General features: G+C 44.9%; 21 protein-coding genes. 20 read left to right on the plus strand and 1 reads right to left on the minus strand.

All coding sequences use genetic code 11. The annotated features are described in order from the left end of the window. On the minus strand, positions 1-267 hold a 267-nt coding region (locus HMPREF1207_RS30495), incomplete at its 3' end, for a hypothetical protein (RefSeq protein ID WP_231392195.1). A 44-nt stretch (positions 268-311) separates the two neighbouring features. Here HMPREF1207_RS30495 and HMPREF1207_RS27965 point away from each other — a divergent pair. From HMPREF1207_RS27965 to HMPREF1207_RS28070, 20 genes are all read left to right on the plus strand, one after another. Next, complete coding sequence (locus HMPREF1207_RS27965) at positions 312-749, plus strand: site-2 protease family protein (protein WP_016424258.1); 438 nt, start codon at positions 312-314, stop codon at positions 747-749. Beyond that, positions 746-1,783: a hypothetical protein gene (locus HMPREF1207_RS27970; protein WP_009676536.1), complete on the plus strand. Its 1,038-nt coding sequence runs from the start codon at positions 746-748 to the stop codon at positions 1,781-1,783. Before HMPREF1207_RS27965 ends, HMPREF1207_RS27970 begins: the two co-directional genes overlap by 4 nt. Further along, entirely contained in the window at positions 1,777-3,324 is a 1,548-nt protein-coding gene (locus HMPREF1207_RS27975; RefSeq protein ID WP_016424259.1) for a nucleotide-binding protein, read from the plus strand. The genes HMPREF1207_RS27970 and HMPREF1207_RS27975 overlap by 7 nt, the downstream gene beginning before the upstream one ends. Positions 3,325-3,326: 2 nt before the next feature. Then, complete coding sequence (gene cpaB, locus HMPREF1207_RS27980) at positions 3,327-4,040, plus strand: Flp pilus assembly protein CpaB (RefSeq protein WP_009676530.1); 714 nt, start codon at positions 3,327-3,329, stop codon at positions 4,038-4,040. After that, positions 4,030-5,523 carry an ATPase, T2SS/T4P/T4SS family gene (locus HMPREF1207_RS27985; protein ID WP_009676542.1) on the plus strand — a complete coding sequence of 498 codons (1,494 nt, stop codon included), beginning with the start codon at positions 4,030-4,032 and terminating at the stop codon, positions 5,521-5,523. The genes cpaB and HMPREF1207_RS27985 overlap by 11 nt, the downstream gene beginning before the upstream one ends. Continuing rightward, positions 5,520-6,368, plus strand: coding sequence for a hypothetical protein (locus tag HMPREF1207_RS27990; RefSeq protein WP_009676528.1), 849 nt, complete (start codon positions 5,520-5,522; stop codon positions 6,366-6,368). The genes HMPREF1207_RS27985 and HMPREF1207_RS27990 overlap by 4 nt, the downstream gene beginning before the upstream one ends. Before the next feature lie 27 nt (positions 6,369-6,395). Next, positions 6,396-7,268 carry a stage III sporulation protein AB gene (locus HMPREF1207_RS27995; RefSeq protein WP_009676533.1) on the plus strand — a complete coding sequence of 291 codons (873 nt, stop codon included), beginning with the start codon at positions 6,396-6,398 and terminating at the stop codon, positions 7,266-7,268. Positions 7,269-7,743: 475 nt separating this feature from the next. Further along, positions 7,744-7,953, plus strand: coding sequence for a hypothetical protein (locus HMPREF1207_RS28005; RefSeq protein WP_009676532.1), 210 nt, complete (start codon positions 7,744-7,746; stop codon positions 7,951-7,953). Further along, entirely contained in the window at positions 7,928-8,650 is a 723-nt protein-coding gene (locus tag HMPREF1207_RS29575) for a hypothetical protein (RefSeq protein WP_016424261.1), read from the plus strand. Before HMPREF1207_RS28005 ends, HMPREF1207_RS29575 begins: the two co-directional genes overlap by 26 nt. A gap of 2 nt (positions 8,651-8,652) precedes the next feature. Beyond that, positions 8,653-9,015, plus strand: a complete 363-nt coding sequence (locus HMPREF1207_RS28020) for a hypothetical protein (protein WP_036740775.1) — start codon at positions 8,653-8,655, stop codon at positions 9,013-9,015. Further along, positions 9,009-9,938 (plus strand): hypothetical protein, encoded by a 930-nt coding sequence (locus HMPREF1207_RS28025; RefSeq protein ID WP_009676539.1) that lies wholly within the window; start codon positions 9,009-9,011, stop codon positions 9,936-9,938. Before HMPREF1207_RS28020 ends, HMPREF1207_RS28025 begins: the two co-directional genes overlap by 7 nt. Beyond that, the gene (locus HMPREF1207_RS28030) at positions 9,935-10,603 is read left to right on the plus strand and encodes an EAL domain-containing protein (RefSeq protein WP_009676529.1); all 669 of its coding nucleotides are present in this window, start codon (positions 9,935-9,937) and stop codon (positions 10,601-10,603) included. Before HMPREF1207_RS28025 ends, HMPREF1207_RS28030 begins: the two co-directional genes overlap by 4 nt. A gap of 45 nt (positions 10,604-10,648) precedes the next feature. Further along, positions 10,649-12,463 carry a fibronectin type III domain-containing protein gene (locus HMPREF1207_RS28035; protein WP_009676545.1) on the plus strand — a complete coding sequence of 605 codons (1,815 nt, stop codon included), beginning with the start codon at positions 10,649-10,651 and terminating at the stop codon, positions 12,461-12,463. Positions 12,464-12,481: 18 nt separating this feature from the next. After that, positions 12,482-12,952 carry a copper amine oxidase N-terminal domain-containing protein gene (locus HMPREF1207_RS28040; protein ID WP_009676543.1) on the plus strand — a complete coding sequence of 157 codons (471 nt, stop codon included), beginning with the start codon at positions 12,482-12,484 and terminating at the stop codon, positions 12,950-12,952. 23 nt (positions 12,953-12,975) lie between these two features. Then, positions 12,976-13,176 carry a hypothetical protein gene (locus HMPREF1207_RS28045; RefSeq protein WP_016424262.1) on the plus strand — a complete coding sequence of 67 codons (201 nt, stop codon included), beginning with the start codon at positions 12,976-12,978 and terminating at the stop codon, positions 13,174-13,176. Positions 13,177-13,197: 21 nt separating this feature from the next. Next, positions 13,198-13,521: a hypothetical protein gene (locus tag HMPREF1207_RS28050; RefSeq protein WP_009676531.1), complete on the plus strand. Its 324-nt coding sequence runs from the start codon at positions 13,198-13,200 to the stop codon at positions 13,519-13,521. A gap of 52 nt (positions 13,522-13,573) precedes the next feature. Beyond that, positions 13,574-14,308 (plus strand): hypothetical protein, encoded by a 735-nt coding sequence (locus tag HMPREF1207_RS28055; RefSeq protein ID WP_009676538.1) that lies wholly within the window; start codon positions 13,574-13,576, stop codon positions 14,306-14,308. Positions 14,309-14,319: 11 nt separating this feature from the next. Beyond that, complete coding sequence (locus HMPREF1207_RS28060; protein ID WP_009676527.1) at positions 14,320-16,431, plus strand: fibronectin type III domain-containing protein; 2,112 nt, start codon at positions 14,320-14,322, stop codon at positions 16,429-16,431. A 13-nt stretch (positions 16,432-16,444) separates the two neighbouring features. Then, positions 16,445-17,098 carry a hypothetical protein gene (locus tag HMPREF1207_RS28065; protein WP_016424263.1) on the plus strand — a complete coding sequence of 218 codons (654 nt, stop codon included), beginning with the start codon at positions 16,445-16,447 and terminating at the stop codon, positions 17,096-17,098. Continuing rightward, entirely contained in the window at positions 17,034-18,836 is a 1,803-nt protein-coding gene (locus HMPREF1207_RS28070; protein WP_231392196.1) for a peptidoglycan DD-metalloendopeptidase family protein, read from the plus strand. The genes HMPREF1207_RS28065 and HMPREF1207_RS28070 overlap by 65 nt, the downstream gene beginning before the upstream one ends. The last annotated feature ends 370 nt before the right edge of the window (positions 18,837-19,206 follow it).

Consider the following 19,206-nt stretch of genomic DNA (forward strand, 5'->3'; position numbering starts at 1 on the left):
GGCCGCCGTCGGGTCGGCAGCTGCTGGGACTCCTGCAGATCCGCAAGCCGGCGCGGCAGCCGGCGGACAGACGATGTTGACCAGACTAGTCGTAGACGGCCACGAACCCGGTGCTTCCGGATTCCGTTTGCAGGGGAAGATCGGGCCACCGTCGGTCAGCAGTTGCCGGGACTCCTGCAGATCCGCAGAGCCGGCGCGGAAGCCGCGGACGGAGTTGGCCAGGCGAGTTAATATTTTCCCTGTCGTGATAATTCGTTCAAAAAACACGAAATTCTTCTTCCCCTGCTGATAAAGAGTAGGAGGGGAAAAAGTTGCTGATATTTCTTATAGCAGGCTCAGTCGCACTATTGATTCATGAGTGTGGCCACGCACTCGCTCAATTTCTTTTCAAAATCCCGGTTAAGGAACTTGTTTGGGGATTCGGTCCCAGGCTATTCAAATTCGGAGTTTTCGAGGTGAGGTTAATCCCGTTTAAAGGATACGTCCATCCAGCCGGTCCTTTATACGCAAAAAAACGTTGGCACGGCATTTCTATCGCACTAGCCGGCGTGGTGATGACCTGGATTGGAGTATTAGTCCTTTTCATTACACAGGCGGTAAAGGTGCCCTGGCTCAAAGACTTTTCAGTCTGGTACACATTATGGGCCTTCCTATCCTTATTAGAGCTTCTTCCCTTTGGTAGAAGGGATGGAGCTTGGATAAAATACATGATTCTAAATAATCCTGCGAAAAGGGGTCAGGTAAAGTGAGAGTTGCATTTGCATATTCAGAATTCTTCGAGTCCCAAGGCGTTCCGAATTTTATCATTGTCGAGGCTGAAAAAAGCGGCATTGTGTTTGAAGATTGGTCAGTGAGCCAAGGACCAAACATAGAAGAAATCGACGTTTTGTACGTTTTATCACATTCTGAAGAGGAAAATTTAGAATATTTCAGATCAATTGGCCAACTTGCAGTAGATCACAATGTTCCAGTTATTTGGGCAGTCGATGGTGACGAGTTCGAGCATGCTCACACTAATATGAGTGATCTGTCTACGTTGGCCGATGCTGCCCCTCTCTTGCATGTCCTAACGGACAGTAACTTTCCAAAGAAATCGGAAAAGCCGGTTGGCTTTCTTAAAATCCCACGCAAGATCCCTTCCCAGACCAAAACGGCTAGGGCTAATTATCAGCCGTCCACTGGGCCGAAGCCATTTGAACATGTGATCGCTGTCGCTGGTCCACATGGCTGCGGATCGAGCTTTGTGAGCTGGAACTTGGCCGCGGCTATGGATGCCCTCCTAATAGAGGGAAATGAGAGCAGTACACTGTCGAAGTGGATTTCGGATGCTTGCCCAAGAGCTGAAGCATTAGACAACAGGTCTTCAAAAAGTTCAGGGGTGCTCGCTGACTGTCCGCTATCAGGGCATGAACTGGACCTTGTGGCAAACAGTCAAAGAACTATCGTTGTCGACATGGGAACAAGAACGGATAGTGATATCTGGAAAAAAGCTAAAGTAAAAGTCCAGGTCCTCACTCCTGATCCGCAATTTACTGGCTTTATTGATGATGCAACAAAAATTTTAAACCGTGTACCTGAAGGTTTCTCCGTCAACCCTGACAAGATTTTTAATCAGCGTGTCGATCTTGTAATACCTGAGATGGGAAGAGATGTCTTGTATGCTCTCTACTCAAAAGAACCCTGGATCATTCAGCAGCCTGAAGAAGTAAAAGCTCGGTGGAGATCACTTTTAGGGATAAAGAACACGGTAGAAATACAGAAGGAGTTGGTTCAAGAATGGTAGTACTTGTTGTCATTGATCAGGACTCTCCCCGCTCTTCCCGTACTGCCGAGGTGCTAGGCAACTACGGCGCCAAGGTTTATGAAGCATTAAATCGACAACAGACTGACACCGTTATGGCACGAGAGGGACGGATAGACGCCATATTTACGGTGCCAGAGATGGGCCCTGAAAGAATTTCCAAAATTAAATCCTCTTACAACTGCCCAGTTTTCATTGTGGGGGAGATCAGTCCGAAAGAAATTCCTGACCTTCGAAAAGCTGGAGCTGATGATCTTTTAATCACAGTAGACCCGCTGCCAGCTAATTTTTTCGAAAAATTTGGTCTCAGCGTAGGACAGGAGGTAGCTGCTACTCCTGAAGACCAGGTTCCCAAATTTCTCGATCGGTCGAACAGACACGCAGAATCAGGATTTTCAGAGGAAGTGATTCCTTCATACAAACCAGCAAGACCACAATCTGATTTTTCATTAAATGTACAGACTGAGCCTAATCCGGAAACCTATCAAAGGATGCCGCAATCTCCACCGTCAAAGCATGCGATTGGGGCTGGACTCACAGGAAGAGGACGTGGTCATGCACCAGAAGAATTCAACCCAAATTATGATCATGAAAAACATGATCAAGAATGGCAGCATGCAGAGCGAGAGAGTGCAAGAGAAGAATCCATGTATTTTGCTACTCCTGGTAAACAATTAAATAAAGTCATTCTGATTGGATCCGTAAAGGGCGGGGAGGGAAAGTCTACCTTAACAGCTCAACTAGGATCACTATTAGGCAGGAAAGGCTTTTCTCCATTAGGGATAGACTGTGATGCCAACGGTAACTTGGCCAGACTAATCGGAGAAAAGTCAATCCATTCGACAACCGAGTTTGGAGTGGATAAATCGAGAAATCCGCAACAGTTGGAATCTATGCTTGTAAATTATAGGAAGGTAAAGGAATTCAGGGTATTGCCAAGCTCGATAGACGGTTTTGACCCAATTACTTGGGGCGTCGTTAAGCCATGTATTGATTCCTTTATGCCCCTATATCCGTTGATGCTTCTTGATCTTTCCGAAGGCTACACACCAACATTTGATCAAGTGGCTCAGCACTACGCTACCGATATTTTAATTTTAACGAGTCCGGATGTACATCGGCTTGAACGAACGGTTGCTATGGGCAAAAAGCTTCTGGGTCGAGGTATCAACCCTAAGAATGTCACCTTTGTAGTAAACAAGGTAAAAAAAGAAAGTGATTACCAAACAATCCGATCACCTTTAATTAAAGAGGGATTTAATGTCGTTTATCTTCCCTTCCACCAGGAACTCGCAGATGCCACCACGTTGGATTTCAAGCCTATTGTCTTGTCTGATCCAAAAAGTAATTACGCCAAATCGTTCCGGAAGCTTGTCACCGAAGTGCTGAAAATCAAAATGACTAGCGGTGAGCAAGAGATGGATATAGAGAAAAAGCCTGCCGGGAAGAAGAAAAAAAAGAAAAAGAAGCAAGGGTTCAATTTCGATCAATTACTTACCATGCTTAGGCTGCGAAAGGAGTAGTTATGCTAAAATCTAAAACATTTATCGGGTGGTTACTCGCTATTGCTATTGTGGGTTTTGTGCTGGGGCTGTTCATTTTAAATACTACACAGAAAATATCTAATTTGGTTCCAACTTATGTGGCCATAAAGGACATTCCTGTAGATACCGTCATCGAGGAGAAAGACTTTGAAAAAGTACTCTGGCCAAAAAGCTACATTCCAGAGGATGCTATTAAGGACCCCAAAGAGGCCGCCGGCAAGTTTACTTATACCACCATTTTAAAAGGTCAGGTAATTAAGAACGCCGCCGTATCAGATGCAAAAACCATGCGGGAAGTCGTACGTAAATTTGGTCTCGATTATGTTGGTATGGCTATTCCGATCGAGAATACAGACCTGCCGATCGAGCATGTTAAGGCTGGAGACACAGTGGATATCATCGGTACTTTTAATGAGACAAAAAAGGAAGGCGGACAAGAGATTATCACGAAATACGTCGCGGAGAACGTACCAGTCACAGCAGTTGTACCTACCGGTAATAAAGTAATGATCGCCGTTGGTAAAGCTCAAGCCAAAGACGTAGCTCGTAATCTGGCTGCCGGCAAGATCAAAGTTCTATTGAATCCAAACTCTTACGGAGACACGCAGCACCTTTATCAATCGAATCAGGGAGGAGGAAGCATTCTCGATCCGGTACCGCCGGCTACTGAGAAGGCAAATGGTAATGACAAATGATGTGTTTTCCGGATGGGACCGTGCACACGACCTGGAGTATTCCTCTTTCAAAGATGTTAAACAGGATGATCCGAAATGGTCAGAATATCAAACAAAACTTTTTCAGGCTTTCTTAAATTTTGTCGACGAAGAGAAATCAAAAAAAAGCGGTATTCTTGAAGATGACGTTCCTGAAGCACAAAGAGAACGGCAACTCCTAGATATCATACAGAAGCTTCCGGGCATTCCGGCCCAGCTTTATTCCGATTTGGTAAAACAACTCCTGGATGATATCTATCGAATGGGCCCGGCTCAGCCACTATGGGAGAAAAAGAATGTTTCGGATATCCAGATTTTCGTGCCCCAAGATAACTCCGAGAAGCAAATTATCACCTATATGGAAGGCAAAAGAAAGACATATACCGGCAAAGGGTTTCGTGATTTTGAGCATGCTCGCAACTGGGTCAATCATCATCTCAGCCGCATCGGTTTACGTTTTGACCTGGCTGCCGTACAGATGGATGGTACATTTCCCAATGGGGAACGGATCCACATCATCTTTGGTCCCTGTGGATATTCTACCGACAAGAATGGAGAGTATAAATTTGTCCGCTGCATGATCATTACCATTAGACGATTCGTAGCATCGTTCACGCTCGAATCACTGACGGAAAAGTCTGAAATGACATACGAGCTGCCTAGTATAAGCGTGGCCAATCCTTATAACGAGTTATCTTTCAAAAGACGCAGCGTTTATGCACAACGCTCTAATCAAGGCGGTGGAATGGCTGATAGGGCCACTGTTGCTTTTTTAGAAATCATGATCGCTCTGGGGAAAAACCATATCGTATGCGGTGGAACAGGGACGGGTAAAACGACCCTTGCCAATGCATTAACTGGGAAGATTCCATCCTCGGAAGTACTGCTTATTTTGGAGGAGTCCCCGGAAATGCAGCCTCAACGAGAAAGCGGTTGTATAAGGGTTTATGAAAGAAAGGAAAGTAATTTTCGGCTAGAAGATGCTTTGAAGGGAGCACTCCGTATGTTCCCGGACAGAATCTTCGTAGCCGAATTAAGAGACCAGATCGCCTACGTATTCCTTCAGGCCGTACAGAGTGGCCATGATGGATCCAGCACCACTGTACACGCAAGCAGCTGCCTGTCTGGCGTAGACAGGATTATAGACATGGCTGCTGGCCATAACAGCGCTCCGGACCGAGAACTGTTAAGAAATATCATTTTCGACCGTGTTGATACCATACTCCACGCATCAAGGGAAGGCGGCGAAAGATTCTTTGATGAAATTATCCAACTTAGGCCAGACGGGACCACTCATACCGTTATGCGGTTTGTGCAAGTCGGCGTTAATGACAGTCAAGATCCTGTAGGATACTTTGAATTTAACGGGCCTACCGATGAATTTGTTGAAGAGATGATACGAATGGGTTACGGAATTCCTGAATCTTGGGGATGGGAAGTAGAGGCTAGGGGGTATGTTGAATGATTATCTTATTGACCATGCTCTTATGCGTTATCTCCTTCTCTTTTTGGCATTGGCTTAAAACACTCCCGGAGAGAAGAGCCGCAGCAGCAACCGGATCCGGATTGAACGAGGAAGACATTACGGAATCCTTCAAAAAAATCCCTATACCCGGCGGATCAAAAACCTGGAAGAAGATCATTCCCGGTATAGTGGCCGCCATCATCGGTCTTTTATTCTGTATCTTCGTTATTCACAAGCCAGCAGCTTTCGGCATCGTTTTTGGCGGGTTGCTTCCTTATCTGGCAACTCAATTGTTACAGGGGTTTAAGGCCCGCACATACCGCAAGGATGTAAAGTCGGCTCTTGAGTTTGCTGCTGCCGTATTCGGGGCTAAAGGATCCGTTGAAGAATGGATTCATGAAGCCATTCCCCGACTCGAGGGACCTTTAAAGTTAGACTTTCAACAGGGATCCATTCAGAACAGGCGGGATAACACTCCCATTACGGTTTTTCTGGAGAATCTCATGAAAAAAAGTCCGGATCAATTTTTCCGCTGGGCCTTGGCCGGAATCCTGTCCAATTACAAGAGTTCGGGGAATCAGGAAGAATTCATAAATGAGGTCATGAATGAGCTCGTATCTCAAGAACGCTTCGAAAGAAAAATGAACCATGAACGGCAAAACAGCATGAAACTAATGGTCGCCATCCTGATGTTTCCAGTAATGCTCTTTATGTTGTTCCAGGATACCGTTGAAGGGATTCTGAAAGTAAATATTACGGCGAACTTCGTGCTCTTATTGGGCCTTATAGGCTTTGTAGGGCTCTTTTTGCTTGCCATGAGGTTAACCAAGACAGAAATGCAGTAGCCAGTACAGGAAAGGAGAGACGGGACCTTGATCGTTTTTCTTACAATATTGCTTTTGCTCCTACTCTTTGCGCCGCTGTATAAGTCTCAGCTCCAGCCAGTGGTCGATGTAGCGTATCAGCTGAAACAAGACTATATGCTGGTACAAAAAAAGAAACGGACGTGGCGCTTTGTTGTTCAAAAGCTGGAGCCATACATTTCCAGTAGCTTGTTGAATAAGGTTCAAAAGCTGATACGCCTGGCCGGAAATCCTTGGAAGATCACTGCAAGTGAACTGATCATAGCGCTTGTTTTGGTGGCAGCTGGCGCAATCTTATTATCAACTCAAATTCAAAATGCAAGAGTTGAGTTTACGCTTGCTTGCTTTCTTCTTATTGCCATGCCATTCACAAGGTTAAACAAATTGAAGAATAAACGCCAGTTAGAAGCTAGAACGGCCATCCGTTTCCTTAAAAGAAGGTTGAATACCCAGCTTAAAATGGGGATCCCTTTAGATCAGGCTTTGGAAGAGATAAGTTCCTATGCTCCAGGAGAGTTCGGGAGTGTTTTTAATGACGCTGTTTCCCAGCTAACAGGGCAAAACAGACGATCACTGAAAGAAGTTATGCAAGATTTACGCCTGCAATACGAAGTCAAAGAACTTGATTCATTTTGTCTCTCACTTGAATTATCTGACATGAAGACTATGACTATTCTGCGGGAGCAATTAGATAGGCAGATTAGTGAGGAAGCCCATCGCATAGACGAATTTATTGAAGAGAGATCAGAAAACGTCAAGCCCAAACTGCTTAGTCTGGCTACACTCACATTCTTATTTTCAGTGAGCCTGGCCGGATATTTCGTATTCGCTTATTTAAAACAAAATTGGAACTCAGGTGGTGGGTTCTTCTTTGGTCTATAAGGGGGCTTTTATGACTACTTTAAGAAGATACTTAAAGCTGTCAATTTGGATCAGTTTATTTTTTAGCGTAATTTACACAGTATACGGATTTTGGATCTTATATCATGAGATCAACAAGCTTGCATCCGGAGAGATAATGATTGAAGGACTGGACTATAAAGTTGTTTTAAAACTCCTTTTCCTCTATTTTTGCATCCCGACAGGCATAGTTTCTTTCCTAATATTTTATTACCAGGGACGTCATAGTAATAAGCACAAACGAATAAGCACCTCGATTTTTATGAGTATTTTATTATCCCTCTGTGCTCCAGCTTTTATTGTATGTATTGATTTTCAGGGTCTATTATTCTTTCTTACCTTACTTCCTTCTTTGATATGTACTGTTGCTTTAAAAATTTATATCAGTTATAGGGAAGATCTTCTCGAAAATTGAAAAAGTGTCTTCCCCGCCGCATTTAAAGTGGAGGTGAAAAATATGAAAAAGGGCATAACCTATTTAATGATTTTGATCGGCCTTATAATTACGGGATTTTTCGTCTACGTTATGTTGCAAACCGGTTTTTCCGTAGTATCCCTGATTGGAGCTATTGTCGGTCTAGTTCTTATTCTGCTACAGGTGAAAAAGCTTAAGGATTCCTCTGAGGAGGACGAAGACGAAGATGAAGAAGACGAAGATGATTTTTAATAAGACCAAACAAAAACAAATTAATTTTGGAGGGATTTTAAATGTTAAAAGCAATCAAAATGTTAAATCAAAAACAAACGGACAAGCTTCACTGGGATGCAGTTATGCAACTGGCAATCGTTGGTCTAGTCCTTTTTGTTCTCGTAAAAAACGAGCCCAATGTAGCCAACATGGCCACATCATCCATCACAGCTTTGCAAGGTACGCTTACAAGTTTCCTAACTGCCACATTCTAAAAAGGAGATGGAAAGGTTCATGGGACTTAGTTTTAAGTCCCTGGGCCTTACTATTTTCAACCCTGTTTTTGTATATTCTTTTGGTCGTAGGAGCAACAGTCACCAAAGACATCTTGATCAACAGTCACGCCATTCATGCCGCCCGCGCCTCCGCTATTTATACGAATACCTACAATCCCAATACCAACAAATACATTGCGGACGAATTAGCGGAAGAAATCGGCAAAATTTTTCCGGTGAGTAGTACGACCATTACCTATGACGGGCCTCCTGTCATTCCGAGCAGTGTCGGTATAAAGGAACTGCGAATCAATATTAACCGTAGCGACGGCAGCTATATAACACTTTCCTATGCGTATGGAATGCCCATGCCTGCCTCCGGCCTTCTTGACAGAATTGGTTATGTGCAAACTACGCCGATCCCGCTTAACAATTCCTTCTCTTATCAAAGGGAATGGTGATTATGCTGCTGCCTTGGATACAAATCAGCATGATCATCAGCCTTTGCATTGAGGATTATCGGAAGAAAAGCGTACCTGCCTGGTTAACGATTGCCGCGGCTGCCAGTTTACTTCTTAATGTCGAGTCAGTGGAAGCATGGACAACCATCGTTGTTCTTGGGCTTGTATGTTTCTTGATTCCGTTAGGTTTGGCGGACAAAATTCTTCTACCGTTGTATGCAGCAAACTTCGGAATTTTTGCTGTTTTAATTGGATTTATTATCGCTTGGATCTTCTGGAACAAAAGAGGGGAAGCAGCTCCTCTCTTATTTTGTTGCGCCTGGATACCCCTTATCAGCTTAGTAACAGGAGTGATTCGATGTTAGCCGGTGTAGAAATAAGCCATACCGAGGTTAGATTAGCACTGCCTGATCGGAAAGGGGTCATTTCATTTCCTGCTGTTGCAGCTTTTAAAAATTCACCAAATCCTGCTTTGCTGGTTACAAGCAGAGGGATGACGTTTGACTACATGGGTAGAAATTTCGCCGTCGGGGAGGCCGTTAAATCAGGCGACACTATCATTCCGAGAAACGATCCAAATTACATCTGGGCATTGATTGCCGCGCTACTGATAAAGGCTAATTTTACAGTTCCCTTTAATTTGTACGCGAGCCTTTCTTCTGACCATCCCGATACAACCAGCCAGGACCTGTCTAATGTGTTAAATGATTTCTTACGAGGTCCCTTCAGACCCGTTGATGCCGCGGGCAAGATTTATCATATTCACCTTCAGCAATTCAACCTCATAGAGCCTTACAGTATCAGCTCTTCATATTCTCAGTACAAAGAAATGTTTCGAGTCCTGCAGCCCTTTTGGATCCTGCATTTTAATTATATGGGAACATATTTAACGCTCCACAAACCAAATGGGATCATCCATGTCGATAATTCTGCCAAGATCAGTATCGGGGCTAATCTGGCTTACTCCATGATTAAGGCCGATGACCGGACAATTTCTGAGCTGCAGATGATTAATCAAATAACCGGTTGGCCCCAAGGCCTGGCCAGGAAAGTCGTCTCCCGAGAAATTGTCGAGTCCATCGGTCGAGCTCTTTCAGAAGAAATAAGACGTTTAGAAATAAAACAGCCTATATATGTGCTTGAAGAAGGACGCTTTTTATTTGATCAGCTCCGGGAACAAACGAGCTATTTGAGCATGCAGCTCCTCCCACCCGGAACGTTGGCTAGGGGAAACCTTCATATGGGCCTCATGTACGAACAATTGCAGAAAGTCGGGGGTGCTGAATGAATGTCATCGAGACGAAATTTCAACCCATTATAGACGTGCTTAATAACACGACGCTCGGTTACGAATCTACGATAAAAGGCCGTAACGGCGACACAGCACAGAATCTTTTTTCACAGGCTGCTGACCATAACTTTGTTCTGGATCTCGATCGTCATGCAATAGAACTATCCTTCCGGGATGGCCAGTCGCTTCTACAAGACAATGAGTATTTATTTGTTAATCTCCATCCGAAGACGTTGGAAAAGGGCCTGGAGCAACTAAGCAAGTTCCCTACTGAAAATGTAATATGGGAAATTACTGAGCAAACAAGTATTACATCCACGATTAGGCGGCAAATCGAAATTTTATGCAGTATGGGGTTTCAATTTGCCCTCGACGACTATGGGACGAGAAATTCTAACCTGGATATGCTTCTTCATGATTGGCTCGACCCCAAATTTATAAAGCTTGACAAAGAATTTACGGCTTCCCTTGAGTTCCCAAGGACAAGCAGCATTATAACGAGCCTTGTTAGCCTCTGTGAGGACACGGGCATCGGATTAATAGTAGAAGGTGTCGAGTCAGAAAAACAGCTCCTACAGCTTCGTGAGCTCGGCGTAAGGTATATGCAAGGATTCCACCTGGGCTATCCACGGCCGGCCAAGGAGGTGAGACTCCGAAACTAACACGAAGGCTTTGTAAAAAAACAATTCAGAAAGGTAGCGATTGGAATGAAAGAATTTCTAAAAAAAGTTGGTTTCTTATGCCTAACGGCTTGTCTTCTAGCCGGCGGGCTTATTTTCCCCAACAATGCTAGTGCAGATAGTGCATGGATCCGCACGGAAGGCGGACCCGGTTGGCCTCTTGGGCAGCAAGATGCGGCAGGTAACATTTGGTCAATGGCTAACTACAATGATGTCGCGAAAAATGGAAGTATTGTTACTTTCAGCGGTCGGCAAATAAATGCTCGAAAGATAATGATAGATTATAACAATAACCTTCTTGTTGCCGGAACAGATAAAGCCATTTCTACAAAGATTTATCTGTTTAAATGTGCCGGGGCAGACAACAATAACTGCATCGAAATCTCTCAACCACCCGGTTTCATTATAAACACTGTCTCGATTAGTAGACGTGGGGACATAGTTGGAGCAACCGGTTCCAACAAGATCAGCAAGTATGACGCCGTTACCCAAACATGGACTACTCTTCCTGATCTGCCAGTAGTTAGTTATTATCCGTTTATGTATGTCTCAACAACCGGTATAGATAACACGGGGACAAAAATAGTAGTCGGAGTCGAGAGAAAAACCAAGGATGATTACTATCAAGATAAAAACGGCGATTTCTACTTGTTTGATGGTGGGGGAAATTGGAAAAACCTTAATGTTAGCAGCTCAGCATCATATTCAAGCAGTTTAGTCTTGGGTCCAGTCATCGTCGATTACACAAATGGTATCCACTTTGTAAGTCGCAACTTTGTTTATACTTTAGATCCTGTTTCAAATTATCCGAACATAGATTTTTATGTAGGCAGTAACCAAAACGGATGGCAAATCTTCGATATCGGGTTAGGAAATACATTCGTGACAGGAAGCGACTTTTATAGAAGATGGGATTACAAGTATTTGACTCCACTCCCGCCGAAAGGTGTACGAGCTAACGTCAATTCCGCAAGCGATAAGGTTAACATCATGTGGAATGCTCAATACATGGCACAAGGTTATAAAGTCTATCGGAACGGGATCCTGTTAGGGACAACTACCGTTACAAATTTCCAAGATAACGGGGTAGAACCTGGTCAAACATATAACTACAGCATAACCACGACTAACCCTGGCGGAGAATCTGCCGGCGAGCATCTAAATTTCTATGTCCCCAAACCTGAGGTAACCCGTACACTGGAGGCAGCAGAAGCCGCTAAAGCAGCTGCAGAGGCAGCTAAAGCAGCTGCTCAATCGGTGGCAGGGGATATCAGCTACATCAAGAACACTCAATTGGTTAACATTGAAGGGTCCCTCCGTGATTCCAGCGGAAATACCATCATCTCAATTACCAAAAACATTCAATCGGCATTAAACAGCGGAGGAAGTATTTACTCCGCTCTTCGTGATGGAAAAGGAACAACTTTGGAAGCAGCCCGAGACGCAGTTGAAGCAGCCAAAAAAGCTGAAGACGCGGCTAAACAAGGGGAGAAGAATATTAAGGACACGATAACCGAAGGAAACAAAAACCTGAACGACAAGATTGATAACATCCAGACCTTATTGCCGCCCACATTAACGAAAGTGTCCGGTTATAACAGAGCTACGGCCACGTCATCCACGACGTTCAACGTATCGTTAGATTTTTCTAATGCCTCCGAATTCAGATATCAAGTGGACGGAGGAGCATGGAGCTCCTGGACCTCCCTGGCATCTTACAACGCGTCAGGATATTTCAGCATTAACGTCTCTTCAGCCGGCGCCCACACGGTTAACGTGCAGCTCCGGAACAAAGCGGACGGGGCAACGGCTACTGGTTCAATGACATTCTTCAAGCTTTAGAATCGGAGGTTCATGTAGATGCTAAAAAATTCTTTAATGGCACTGGCTTTGTTACTTTGTTTCCTGGCAGCTCCTTCGAATTCTTCGGCTGCTGCCGGCACGGACCAAGTAGCCATTTTTAAAATTGGCAATGGCAAATATAACATTAACGGACAGACCATCCAGGATGTCGCTCCTTACATCAAAAATGATCGTACCTATCTTCCTCTAAGGTTTGTCGCTTATTCGCTGGGCATCGGGGACAATTCGATATACTGGGACCAGGACACACAAACCGTATATCTTTCCCGGAATGATAAAGTGGTGGCCGTTAAAATTGGAGCAAACCTGATGGTAGTTGGCCAGCAAAGTGTGGTGATCGACGCCCCGGCTGAGATTTCGATGGACAGAACAATGCTCCCCATCAGGCTTATTGCTGAAGCATTTGATTGTCAGGTTGTGTGGGATAACGAAAATCAGCAAGCAATCATACTGAATTCCCAATCCTAGATGGTATGGTACGGGAAAATTACATGACAATAGAGTTTTCCAAACTGCACGAAGATCAGCTGATTGAGCATGATGGCTGGATAATCAGCAAACAGGAGGCCGAAGAGCTGATCCTATCCGGGTCCGTCAAAACAGAGTTGTACACGGTTGAGCAAATTTGTATCGAGGCCATTCTTCAGGATGACATCGAGGGATTTAATCCATTGCTTCGCATTGAATATTGATTCGATAAGGTGGTTTAGCCTATGAAGTATGAGTTCAGAGCGGCGGTAACGGAATCGGGTTGGGTCGAGGAGTTGTGGTTCGGTGAAAAATACTACAAGAAAGAATTCGTTCCCATAGATGAAGGCTATCAACCATTGAATGGCGGATGGGATGACCTGGAGGACGAGCTTCCCGATAGTCTCCTCGATGCTCTGGAAGAGCATGATATGTACTACATCCTGTTAGAGCTAAAGGAAGCAAGGGAAGGGCTATCAGATGACTGGGTTTATCGAAAAAAAAATTGCTTAGGTTCTATTTACATTCGTATACCCAAGAAGGATAAATTATTTAAATTTTTTTCATAAAATACTAAAGGGGAGGTGACGCACCTCCCTTTTTTTCATTGGGAGGCGGACAATGACTTGGAATTATATTTTAAAAATTTCGATTGTATTAGTCATAGCTTTGGTAGGATACAACCTGTTTGATTACCTGCAGAAAAAACCGATCGAGCAGGTGACGAGCAGTTATTTAAAAGACATTACCTCTGGGAACAAAGAAGCCGCGTTAAAAAATTTAACCGGCGAAGCCTTTTTACTTGTTTCGCAGCAGAATTCGCAAGCAGACGAATTGAAATCAGTAAACTATAAGAACGTCGAGATAAAAGGCCCGATCGGACAATTGGACGCTGACGTGGAAACAACACGAAACAAGCTTTCTCAAAGGTACTACTTCTTCAAGAAGGACGGAAATTGGCTGATATCGCAGGTCGTGGCATTACCGACAGATATAACGCGGTCATTGCCCGATATCCGGGCATTCCGTTCCAAATTAGCACCTGATCAGGAATCTGTAATTACTCATTACATCCAGCAGATTGCCGATGGCCATGTATCTGAAGCAGCCAAAGAACTTGTAGGTCAGGCCCAAATCAAAGCTGCAGCTGCTCCGGATTCCTTACCGAAACAAGAAATCAAGCTGGAGGAAATCACATCCTTGGGTAAAACCACGAATGATACTGTCCTCGTAAAAACAAAGCAGAGAATCGAAGGCGTTGTTTCTCAGACTCAAACTAATCTGTTCGCACTTGTTCAGGTAAACAATGGCTGGAAAATTGCTGACGTCAAACTGTTGTCTCGGGAGAAGAACTGAGGAGATCCGGCATGAAAAAAATCCATATACTACTTCCATTCGTGTTTGTCTTATTTTTGAACTACGCTACTGTCATTTCAGCTCAAGGAACGGAAATTTATTCGGATTCCTTTACCAACGTGGATAAAGTCGATACTGCCAAAACAACAGCAATTGTAAACACAGCTGAAGGCTGGGTCGAGGCTTGGCATCCGCCGCAATCCGCTGTTATTGACAGCTCGGAGCAGAACGGAAATCTGGATAATGTTGTAGTGGCAACGGAAAGCGGAATTATGTGGTACTCGCTGGATAAAGCTACCGGATCGCTGAAGGCTAACCAAGCCAAATCGGCTAATTCAATCAGAAATGCCCTTGCGGTCAGTATGGTTCCCGAAACAGACTCCTATTTCATTTTCGATGATGCAGGTAACATCAAGCACCTGCAATTCGACGGCTCAGGTATGGTGCATAACCCTTTAATGAGCATAAGTGGTCTGAAAAATTTAGTAACCGTGACCGCCGTGAACGAAAGCACCGTAGCAGCTGCAGAGAGCGACGGTACTATCAAGGCGTATACATTTGATACCGCCACGGGCACCATGGTGGAGAATCCGGCTTTAAAATTTTCAACCGGGCTTACGGATATCGTTGGTGTCCATAACATTCCGGGAACCTATAATTTTGTCGTGACAACAAGGTCGGGCAAATCCTATGAATATGATTTTGATCCGATTCAAGGGTACAAAATTAATGCCTCAAGAACGATTATTCACGATTCTCAAACAATCGTGGCCAGCGGTATAGCCGGCCAGGCTGATATTATCTCTTTGTTGGATCCTAACAAAGCAAATGCCTACGTCTTTGACGGTTCAGCAAATAGCATGACAAAATACGGACTGCTTAGCGCCGATCCATTACAAAAGGCCATTGCGGTCTCATTGCCCAATGAAACCACACAGCTTATAGCTTCTAGCGAAGGCTCAGTCAATGTGTATCAATTGGACGGAGCAACCAACCGTATGGTCTCCAATCCATTTCTCGAAATCAAAGGTCTGACATTTGTAAAAAGCTATGCTCCGCAGAGCAGCATGGAGAGCAAAGCATTTATGGCTCCCTCCGCTAAAACTATGTTCCAGCTGCTACCCTCAGAGACGAACGATCCCGGGACGAGCATCCAGTATAGTATGTCAGTCGATGGTGGAAATTCGTTTACGCCGGTTCAGCCTAATGATTGGTTTCATCTTCCGGAAGACTCGGCAACTCCTATAATGGGGCCATTTGTGGTGAAGGCAACCTTAATCTCAGGAGCTAAAGATAAAACAGCCAGGCTCACAGACCTGAAGCTTAATGCGTACTACGATGTGACGCCGCCGACCGCACCGGGTAAACCTTTTGCGTCCCCGAATCCTAGCTATCAAATTACGACGCCCATTCACTGGGAACCGGCTAGTGATATCCTGGCAGCACCTTCGGATGGAGCCAGTGGAATAAAGAATTATCAATTCCGTTCTTCAATTGATGGAGGAAAAACGTGGAGTGAGTGGGTCAACACGAATTCAAACAGTCCTAATTACAATTTTTCCGTTCCTCCGGATAGTGCTGCTGTTTATCATCTTCAGGTACGTGCCGTCGATGCGGCCGGGAATATCGGACCTGAGAGTCTGGTAGGTGAAGCTTATATAAACACCAAGCCTGTCCAAATCGTACCGAACCCGGCTGGCCATCTGGTTACTGTAAACAAGATCATCGAGCCTTCAGAAGGACAGTCGTTCCCTACAGACCAAGTAAGGGTGAGGGTTAAAGCCGGTGGAGAAGTGCTGTACAGCATCAAAACATCGGGACAGGTTCAATCTGTCCGAGTGATTTACTCGGATGGAAATACCCAGGATCTGCAGCCTGAACACCCAACAACAGATTACACGGATACAAACACTTGGTCAGGGTATTACTACCCATCATCCGATAGCATGATTCCACTCAGCATGCCGCAGGGGACCAACATTGACATTGTAAAATTTGAGCTCGTAGCATCTGACGGATCTACCATTAAGAAATCAACGGATCTGCACTCCGATCTTCTAACAATTGAAGGTTCCCTCGCGGGTACTGTAAACGGCCAGATGAAAGCCAAGCTATCAAACTAAGGGGGAGAGAAACATGAAAATTCAACGATCACTCTCTGTCTTTGGTCTACTCGAACTGAATTTTTTGATCGTAATATTGAGCTTTTCTTTTGTTTTAATAGCTCAATTTTTCCCGGTTTTTTATTATTTGCTTGCTCCTCTTCTTGGCTATAACATTCTCACAATTTTTCATGTGTGGAGGTGCAAGGCAGCTGCGAGGAGGCAAGGTCTTCAACATTATTATTTGGTTCCGGTAGCTACTCCATTGGCTCGCTTGGTTCTTAGAAAAAAGTACGCTCTGCCTAAGAATGCGATAATATTTGCCATTCATGTTCAAGACAGAAACAAATCCGTTTATGCATCTGTCGATACGAGATCCTTACTCACTCGAATAAACCGGGATCTGCAGGCAGGTCTGGAAGGCTTAAAGGAGCTGAATGAAAAAACAAATCAGCCGGTTATCCTGATCGGCAGCACCTTTGTTGCAATCGGCAGCCGAACCAAGAGGATATTAAGAGAAAAAGCAGATTTTACGGAGCTTGATTCAGCCCTGCTCGCTTTTTCTTCAAAATTGATCAGTTTCTTTAACCAGGATTATTTCAAACGCAAAGCGGCGGTCGATCGTGAAGCCAATCTGTGCTGGAAAACGTATATCATCCATTTTCATCTGCCCTCCCTCAATAATTGAGGGGGGGATTTTTATTTTACAAAAAGCAGTTACTATCAAAAAGAACCTGATTTTGCTAAAAATAGCGGCGATATTGGCTCCCTTCATCATCTTAGGAGCCGTTTTAGTCGCTTTTCTGATGGCTGCAGCCGGGGCACACAATACCGAATTCCCGGCAGAGAGCATAAAGGAGGAACAACGACAGGCAGACATCCAAATAGCGAACAAATGGATGGAAAAGGGAAATTATACGGATGATCAAAAAAGCCAACTGCAACAGCGGGGCATCATACTGTCTCATGGGCTGTTGGAGACGCTTCGGCTTTTTTTCAACATCCCTATTGAAAAAGCTGCAGAGATTCTTTCACCGACGGATGTCAAATTCCAAACCATGTATATCGTGACAACAGTGTCTAAATCGGATGGAGGACACTCAGAATCAAAACAGCCGGTTTCTAAACTGATCTCAGCCAAAACTTACAATGGAACCCACCGTTTCTCTTACAGAATGAACTCAGTCTCTACAACAACGGAGGAAACAAGAACATATACCCGACAGAAAGAAAGTTCCGAGTCAGATAATGGAATCACCGGTGAAACAGAAGAAGTTACAGAGACGATCACGGTAACCACTACAGTCAGCTCTCCAGTACTCGAAAATGATAATTGGACAGCAGACTACACTCCTTTAAACAAGATTCTAGTACCCGAAGGTATTAGGACAATCGAGGATCGAAAATTAATCTATAAGCAAACGATAGTATTTGATCCTTTGTTTAGAGATCCCGAGGCAGAGGGTCTAGGGCTGGTCGGCCCCGGAGGCTTCGGGCCAGGTGGAGTCATATCGGATGTCGGACTATCAGCAATTCCCGCAGAATTTCTTCCCCTGTATAAAGAAGCCGAATCCGCATATGGAGTTCCTTGGAATCTGCTTGCCGGAATTCATCGTGTAGAAACTTCGTTCTCAACCGACGTTTCTGAAAGCTCAGCTGGAGCGATCGGGCATATGCAGTTTATGCCGTGTACCTGGGTAGGATGGGGACACCCGACTTGTAAAGGGCTGGGGAAGGGAAATATTCCCTTGAACGAGCTGAAGAGTCTCTCAGTAATTTCCCAATACAAAGGTTATGGGGTTGATGCTGACGGAGACGGCTTAGCAGATCCTTGGTCTGTTAAAGATGCTATTTTCTCCGCGGCCAAATATCTGGCTGCCAATGGGGCTGCTAGTGGAAAATTGGACCAAGCTGTCAAAGCCTATAACCATAGCCAGGAGTATGTCGACAAAGTTTTAACCTTTGCTAATTCGTTCATACAAGGAAACTCCGTGCCTGTCTCCATAGATGGTACTGTTTGGCCACTACCGCAGGGTGAATACATCACTTCGAAATATAGAATCAGATGGGGAAAAATGCACACGGGCATCGACTTAGCAGCCGGAGGAGACTCGACAGGAAAAACGATCGTAGCCTTCTCGAAAGGAGTCGTAACCTACAGCGGCGTAAAAGGGGGATACGGAAACTGCATTATTATTGATCATGGCGGCGGTATGACTACTTTGTACGGTCATATGCTGCAACCAGGCATCGCTGCAGGAACACAAGTGCAACCAGGAACCCCGATAGGGCTAGTCGGGGACACTGGCAATTCCAACGGAGCTCATTTACACTTTGAAGTCCGTTTAAATGATACGCCGGTTGACCCATTACCTTATGTGATTGGCTTTAAGCCTAAAATTTTAGACAATGTAAGCAGGGATTAAAAAAGGTAAGCGGCGGGAGACTTTCGCTTACCTAAAGAAGTGTCCGGTACGCACACAGGATCTATAAGCAGATCCTGGACACTGCTTTAGGTAAGTGGAAGGATTCCGCCGCTTACCTTTTTTTTGTTGAAGCACCGAACAGGGCAGCTTCTTCAGCTTTTCCGGACCTGTTGGCTTCCGCATCCGTCCGAACGGCGCCGGCAGCGTCCTGGAGCACGGAGACGCGGAACCAGTGGCAGCCAGGACAACAGCCAGCACGCTCGAGCTGCAGGCGGCCCAAGATCCGGAGGAGTTCGGAGCCAGCCGGCGGGAACCGGTGGCCAGCGACAGCGGGGGAGATCAGCCCGGGCGCCGTCGCCTACGCGCCACA

The organism is Paenibacillus sp. HGH0039, assembly GCF_000411255.1.
In the GTDB taxonomy this organism is placed as follows: Bacteria; Bacillota; Bacilli; order Paenibacillales; family NBRC-103111; genus Paenibacillus_F.